Here is a 7,058-nt window from a genome sequence, read left to right as displayed (position 1 = left end):
ACCAGTTGCCGCACGCGCTTCATCTCCACTCTTTCCGGCGCGGCTCCGTTAACGCCATTGCCATATAACTCGACGCGCACTGCCTCCGGGTCGAGATCATCGAAATAGATTTGAACCTCAAATACGTGCTGCTCGCCATTGGTCTCAAGCTTCACTTCGCCGAAGCGCAGAGCGGTCCATTTTTCGTCTAGAGCACGCAGCCAATTAACTAAATCCACGCCGATTGCGCCTTTATCGACAGCCCGCGCAAGGTAGGCTGAGGCCGCCGGGAGGTAGTGTTGCTCGGTGTATTCACACAACGAGCGGTTGGTGGAAAAGCGCGGTGTCAATTGCGCCATGCTTTCCCGCATCCGGGTCACCCAGGCGCTTGGGATACCTTGTTCATCACGAATATAAAACTCCGGGATCACCTCGCGTTCGAGTAGGTCATAAAGGGCTTCAGCTTCGATAGCGTCCCGGGCGGGATCGTTATCATGTTCCTGACCATCCCCCAATGCCCATCCTACTTCCGGCGTGTAGGCTTCAGCCCACCAACCGTCCAGTTCAGACAGATTGATGCCGCCATTGACCAGTACTTTCATGCCGCTCGTTCCACACGCTTCCCAAGGGCGTCGCGGCGTGTTGAGCCAGACATCCACTCCCTGCACCAATTGCTCGGCCAAATGCATGTCGTAGTCACTGAGGAAGGCCACATGGAGGCGTGCCTCAGGCCGGCCGATGAAATGCATCCACTGCTGAATCAGAGCCTGCCCCGCCAAGTCTGCGGGATGGGCCTTGCCAGCCATGATGAGCTGTACCGGGCGTTGCGGATTAGTCAGCAGGCGCAGCAGTCGTTCCGGATCGTGCAGCAGCAGATTCGGTCTTTTATAGCTTGCAAAACGGCGTGCAAAACCCAGCGTCAACGTATTGCAGTCAAACAGATGATTCGCCCCATCAACCGTCTCGGGCGACGCTCCGGATGTAGCCAACTGCCGGGACCATCGTCCACGAGCGTATTCAACAAGAGACATGCGAGCGACGCTGCGAAATTGCCAGAGCCTGGCGTCGGAGACGTACCGAATGTTCTGCTCCTGGGTTTCCGTTGTCCCCAGCCAGCGGTTCTTTCCACACGCTTGCGTCCAAAGATTATCGGCCGCCTCCGAATCCCAGGTCGGCATATGGACGCCGTTGGTCACGTGTCCTACCGGCACTTCATCCGCCGGCCAGTGTGGAAAAAGTGGCTCAAACAGGTGTCGGCTCACCTTGCCATGCAAGCGACTCACGCCATTCACTGCCCCGCTCCCCCGGATTGCTAGATAGGCCATGTTGAAAGGTTCCGACGCGTCGTTCGGGTTCTGGCGGCCCAGTGCCAGCAAATCGTGGCTGGTTATACCGAGCCTCTGCTCGGCATAACCAGCGAGGTATTGCACGATGAGCGCCGGAGCGAAACGATCAAAACCGGCAGCCACCGCCGTGTGGGTGGTGAAGAGGTTGCCTGCCCGGGTAACGGCCAGCGCGACCTCGAAGGATCGCCCGGTTTCCTCCATGAAGCTTCGCGCGCGCTCCAGCACCACGAAGGCCGCATGCCCTTCATTCAAGTGGCAGACTTCCGGCTTGATGCCGAGCGCCGCGAGCAGCAGCCATCCGCCAATCCCGAGCAGCATTTCCTGTTTGAGGCGCAACTCCGGCCCGCCTCCGTAAAGTTCGCTGGTAATGCCTCGATGCGCGGGGTAATTCGCGGCGTCATTACTGTCCAGCAGGTACAGCTTCACGCGACCGACCTGAACCTGCCAGGCGCGCAGCCAGACCGAGTTACCGGGTAATGCGACCTCTAATCGCAACCACTCCCCATTCGGTCTACGCAACGGTGTGATCGGCAACTGTCCGGGGTCGTTATACGGGAAGAGTGCCTGTTGCGCGCCATCCTTATCGATCACCTGGCGAAAATAGCCTTGCTGGTAGAGCAGCCCCACCCCGATCACCGGGACGCCCAAATCGCTGGCGGCCTTGAGTTGATCGCCGGCCACGTTGCCAAGTCCGCCCGAATAAATAGGCAACGCTTCGCTCAACATGAATTCCATACAGAAATACGCAACACAGCGCAGCGGAGATTGCGGGTAGGCTTGCTGAAACCACGCAGGCGCTTGCGCCATGTCGCACTTGGCTTGCACCAGATCGTCAACGATTTTGCGGAAAGCGGGATCGGCGAAAACACGCTGGAGCTCCTCCCGTGAGACCGTCTGCAAGACGACCCAAGGGTTATGCGTGAGCTCCCAGAGCGCGGGATCCAGTTGCCGCCACACTCGGTCGGTGGCACGATTCCACGACGAACGCATATCCAGGGCAAGCTCGGCCAGCGAATCGAATCCCTCTACGTCCGTGGGGAAAAGATGCTCCTTCGGGTGGCTGATTCGTGTTTGTTCGCTCATAACCTTTCCTTCAAATCTGTCCCGGACGCCATCTCGGGCTACTGCGTGGCACCGCCAGCGCATCACTGCCGATAGCCTGTTTTTTTGTCAGTATCCGGCGCCGATGCCGTCGGTGTTTGGCTGTACGAATCACGTCGATCGGGAAGCGCATCCCTTTGGTAGCCAGCGTTTCATTTTAAACCTTCTCTGTCAAAGCACTCAGCATAGACCAGCGGGCGGCTTGACCGTCAACGCTGTTGCTGCCGACCTCATATTGACCATCTAAAGCTGATTGTGCCGATTCAAAATGACCAGCGTTACCACTCGAAAACCCCCGGTCATGCCTAAATCGGCATGGGTGGTCAATAGTGCGCCGGCAACAACAGGCTATTCCTGTGGTCCACTTGGTCGTTCAGCGTCAACAATGAAAGTTGTTATCTGTTGAAGAAGATCAGAGGCAGGTCATTAAGGGGAATTGAATGGGTTTAGAAGACCGGGACTGGTGGAGGGAGGCGCAAAAAGAGCGGGCAGAAAAAGAAAACAGTTTTGGCGGGCCGAGGCCAGTTAAACGCTTGCCGTCTAACGGTCTTTTAAAAGGCCTCAAGTGGGGACCTTTTGGAATTGTGGTGTTCTGGATGGTCGTCATGGGTCTGCTTTATGTCACCATGAACCATTACCTGAAACCCAAGCCGCTCGTAGTGTCAGCATCTGGCGACTTGGTCATTTCCAGAGCGAGAGATGGACACTTTTACGCCCCTGGCGCTGTAAACGGAAAGCCCGTCAGTTTCCTGGTAGATACAGGGGCGTCACTAGTCACCGTTAGTGAACAATTTGCGCGTGAGGCTGGGCTGTCAGGAGGTGTCGCGACGGTGTTTAAGACTGCAAATGGAGACATGCCTGGGCGCATCGTAACGGACGTTCCCGTCACCCTGGGACCGATAGATGTTTCGGGGGTGAGGGTCGCTGTTGGGTTTGTTGGGCACGAGGTTGGTGACGCATTGCTTGGACAGAGTTTCTTGGCAAAATTTGAAATTCTTCTCCAAAAAGACCAAATGACATTACGAAAAAGGTAGGCCGAACCTACAGCCGAACCAATGCAGAAACCCGAAGGGTCCTATCCAGAACCGGCAACGACATGAAACCGTGAACTAATGGCAATGCCTGCCGGTCGTCTATGTATGACGTTTATCTGAAGGCGAACGCATGGCCTGTCAGTTCGGCGAAGTCGACGAGCTCGGCTTGCTGGTTACATTAGAGGCAGCACTGGTTACTGGCACCCAGCCCGGGCGCTTCTTCATATGCATTGTTGCACTCCTCAGCGTTGACAACCAACTTTTAGGGAAATCATGGCAATCATCAAGAAATACAAATTCAAGTCCCGCGCATTGGGCCAGAGTATGCATGAAATGGGTGGCTTCAACTCGGAGACCAGCACTTTCACTCCCCTAAAAGTCCGTAAAGGTTTTGAAGTTCATCAAGCACTTGACGCCATCACTCTCGCAGTCGAGGCAGGCATCATTGATAACAAGAAGTTTGTTTCTCAGCTTTTCGATAAAAAATCGGACTTTACGAAGTTCGTTACTTATCTGTCTGAGTACGAAGACGTTAGCTGCCGCCGAATCATCGACAGATGGTGGACTGCGCTGTCCCGCCTCGCAGACTGGGACGATGAAGAAGGTTTTATCAGCTCCGCAGAGATTGCTGAAAAGCTGCTTGAAGTCGCTATCGACTCAGGTCAAATCAAGGCATAAGCCTGGTTCTCGTTCAAAGCGCCGCCCTCCTGGGTCAGGGCGTTAGCCGCCAAGCGTCATGACAGGTCACCGGCTGTCACGCCTGCGCGGGGTGGTCAACACCCCTACCCTGCTCACCGGCCTGCTGCGCTGTGATACCTGACCATTCCGCCCAGGTGCACACGCGCATGGACAAACAGGAAATCCTGAAAGGCGAACTATTGGACATAACGCAAGGCGGCGTTACTATTCAAGAAGAAAAACATAGAAGGAGTTCACATGATCAAGTTTGAAGCAGTTCAGTCGATTGAAGAAGGACGGGCAGATGAACTCCCAAGGTTTAGGCTCAAGCGAGCAAAAGTACCTGGCGGCTGGCTTGTTCTTTGCGATACACCTACACCTGAGGGCAGTTATTCGATTTGCTTTTATCCCGACCCAAACCACTCTTGGAGCGGGTCTAGCCTAGGCTGAACAATAAGCAACGGTTGCCTGTCTTGGAAAGGCCGCGCATGTCGTCTTCTCGTCGTAGACTTGCCATATGTTTGATCACAGGTATTGACAATGAAAACGCGGATTGTCGTTGCCATGTTGTTGGCAACGGTCTGTTTGGTTGCTTGCTCTCATGAGCCAATACCAAAAGCCAGTTTGCAAACGTGCAATGATGCGATGCGAGATTACGATGCCGCTGTCCGCGGTAGCAATGTGGATGCACCTGCGGATGCCAAGAGTCGGGTTCTTCAAGAGTGTTATACAGGGTCAGGTAGGACACCGATTTTGCAGGAACCTATTTCAATCGGAACAGACCGCAAAGCCGCTGCGCCGGTCAAGGCGGCACCTGCAGCCCCAACGATTGTGATTCCCAGCGCTCCGAGCGTGCTTACGACATGTGATGCAGGTGGCTGCTGGGACAATCTCGGAAACCGCTACAACGGCACGGGCGCGACTCTGATTGGTCCCACTGGAAAACTCTGCATCCGCATCGATGATCGGATCGAGTGTCGCTGAGCAAGACATGGGGTTTTGCGAGAGTTGTCATGACACGCAGGCCTTTTCCAAATTTTCGACGTTGAGTCATGGAGTTGGACTGGACGTAAGCTGAAAAGCACTCCCGTACAACTGTGGGAATTCTGTCGCGGAACCCTCATGGCGATTCGCCACGATGCGTGGCACACTGAACCAACATTTTTTTAAGGGAACCATGTCTCGCAGGCTCTTTTTCTGGCTGATGGCACTGGCAGCAATGCTGTGTCCGATGCAAGTGGCCATGACGGCCGATGGGCAGTCGGTCGTGTCCGACAGCGATGTCCGAGTCGAGCGTTCAGGTGGGAATTTCACGGTGGACTTGACCATGTATGCGCCGGTGGCACCTTCGCTGGCCTGGGCGGTGCTCACCGATTTTGAGCATATGGGCGAGTTCGTGCCCAATCTGATCAGCAGCCAAGTGACCGAACGCAGCGATATCATGCTCAAGGTCATCCAAAAGGGTGTGGCCCGTTATGGCCTCTTTTCGTCCAATTTCGAATCCATCCGGGAGATCCACCTGACCCCGTTGCGCGAGATCCGGGCGCATGGCGTGGGCGGCAACATCAGGCGCATGGAAAGCGTGATGCAGCTACAAGCCGACGGGGCAGGCACCCGACTGACCTACCATGCCGAGGTGCTGCCGGGCTTTTGGTTTCCGCCACTCATCGGGCCTGCCCTGGTGCGACACGAAACAGCCGAGCAATTCTCTGCCATGTTGCACGAAATGATCAGGCGTCAATGACGTCAGACGGTGGGCCAGCTACACAGCCAGTTCAGAGCTTATGGCGTGATACTGCTCAGGACGGGCCCACTATTGCACAGGTTATGTGCCGGCAAGGATGTGTCAACTGAACTCCGTAGCGAGGGACAACTCTTGGCCGAATCAGGCAGTTCGAGATGGCAAACTCAGCGTCCGCTTTCGCTGGAGTCTGTGTAAAAACGCTGGCGAAAACCTCTTTCGCACACGTGGAGGAAAAAAGTCGACCTCATGGAACGGCCTACAAGCGACGATCAGCTGGCCGGTTTGCGGTAAACGAAACGACACATGCAAAATATTATTGATGCAGTATGCAATCTTTCAGTCAAATTTCCCCGGCATACTTACTGAGCGACCTTTCCTTGACAGCTAAAACGCTGCCGTCTCTTCTGTTGATACTGACTTGGTTGGCTGTAATGCGCTCGACCCGGTCTTCTGGTTTGTGGGTTGCAGTCATCAGTCTTCCCGGGACGTTTATGCATGAAGCATTGCATGGACTGGTGGGTTTGGTTCTTTTTGCAAAACCCAGATCATTTTCAATCTTCCCTAAACGCCAAGGGAACACTTGGATGTTGGGTTCGGTTGGTTTTACAAATCTAAATATCTGGAACGCCGCACCAGTCGCATTTGCCCCACTGTTGATGCTGGGTCTCGGGTGGCTGCTCTATGAGCATTGGATGCTGCCAACTTTCCTGATGTCCAATTACTTGATTTGGGTTGCGTCTGGATACGTGGTGGCTTGCTCTTTGTTTTCCTGCATTCCATCAACCACCGACATCAAGGTTGGGGCCGTGTCCGGATTGATGTACGGCAGTGTAGGTTTTGGGTTGTGGCATTTCGTCCATTGAGAAATGGGTTCAAGTTCCACAGGCACCCCCCACCGAACCAATGCAGAACCCAGAAGGATCAGCCCAAGGCACCCTTCAGCTCATCTCCATCACTCTCGCCACATCACCATGGCATTCCGAACATAAACCGACCAGCAACAAGTCGCCCGCTTTGACAGCCCCGGTGAAGTTGGTAATGGTCACCTCATGACGGCATTTTCCGCTCCAGACATTGGAAAGCAGCAGCTTTTTGGTTTCAGTTGGAATGCTTGCCCACAACTTGGCGGCAGGGTCGGTGAATTTCGGGATTGACCCTGATGGCCACTTCAAATTC

General features: G+C 54.8%; 6 protein-coding genes. 4 read left to right on the top strand and 2 right to left on the bottom strand.

The window, feature by feature from the left end; genetic code table 11:
• Positions 1–2,408, bottom strand: a 2,408-nt coding sequence (gene glgP / locus B3F77_RS15320) for an alpha-glucan family phosphorylase (RefSeq protein WP_293605785.1), incomplete at its 3' end; no start/stop codon positions are given.
• A gap of 458 nt (positions 2,409–2,866) precedes the next feature.
• Here glgP and B3F77_RS15315 point away from each other — a divergent pair.
• From B3F77_RS15315 to B3F77_RS15300, 4 genes are all read left to right on the top strand, one after another.
• Positions 2,867–3,460: a retropepsin-like aspartic protease family protein gene (locus B3F77_RS15315; RefSeq protein WP_293605784.1), complete on the top strand. Its 594-nt coding sequence runs from the start codon at positions 2,867–2,869 to the stop codon at positions 3,458–3,460.
• A gap of 273 nt (positions 3,461–3,733) precedes the next feature.
• Positions 3,734–4,138 (top strand): hypothetical protein, encoded by a 405-nt coding sequence (locus B3F77_RS15310; protein ID WP_293605783.1) that lies wholly within the window; start codon positions 3,734–3,736, stop codon positions 4,136–4,138.
• A gap of 1,177 nt (positions 4,139–5,315) precedes the next feature.
• The gene (locus tag B3F77_RS15305; RefSeq protein WP_293605782.1) at positions 5,316–5,882 is read left to right on the top strand and encodes an SRPBCC family protein; all 567 of its coding nucleotides are present in this window, start codon (positions 5,316–5,318) and stop codon (positions 5,880–5,882) included.
• 377 nt (positions 5,883–6,259) lie between these two features.
• Entirely contained in the window at positions 6,260–6,745 is a 486-nt protein-coding gene (locus tag B3F77_RS15300; protein ID WP_293605781.1) for a hypothetical protein, read from the top strand.
• 75 nt (positions 6,746–6,820) lie between these two features.
• On the opposite strand, the gene B3F77_RS15295 is transcribed toward B3F77_RS15300, so the two are convergent.
• A partial coding sequence (locus B3F77_RS15295; protein WP_293605780.1) for a hypothetical protein occupies positions 6,821–7,058 on the bottom strand: 238 nt, incomplete at its 5' end.

The sequence above is a fragment of the Polaromonas sp. UBA4122 genome (genome assembly GCA_002381615.1).
Classification (GTDB): domain Bacteria; phylum Pseudomonadota; class Gammaproteobacteria; order Burkholderiales; family Burkholderiaceae_C; genus Polaromonas.
The sequence above is the reverse complement of the archived record's forward strand: the minus strand, read 5'-3'. Positions and strand labels throughout refer to the sequence as shown.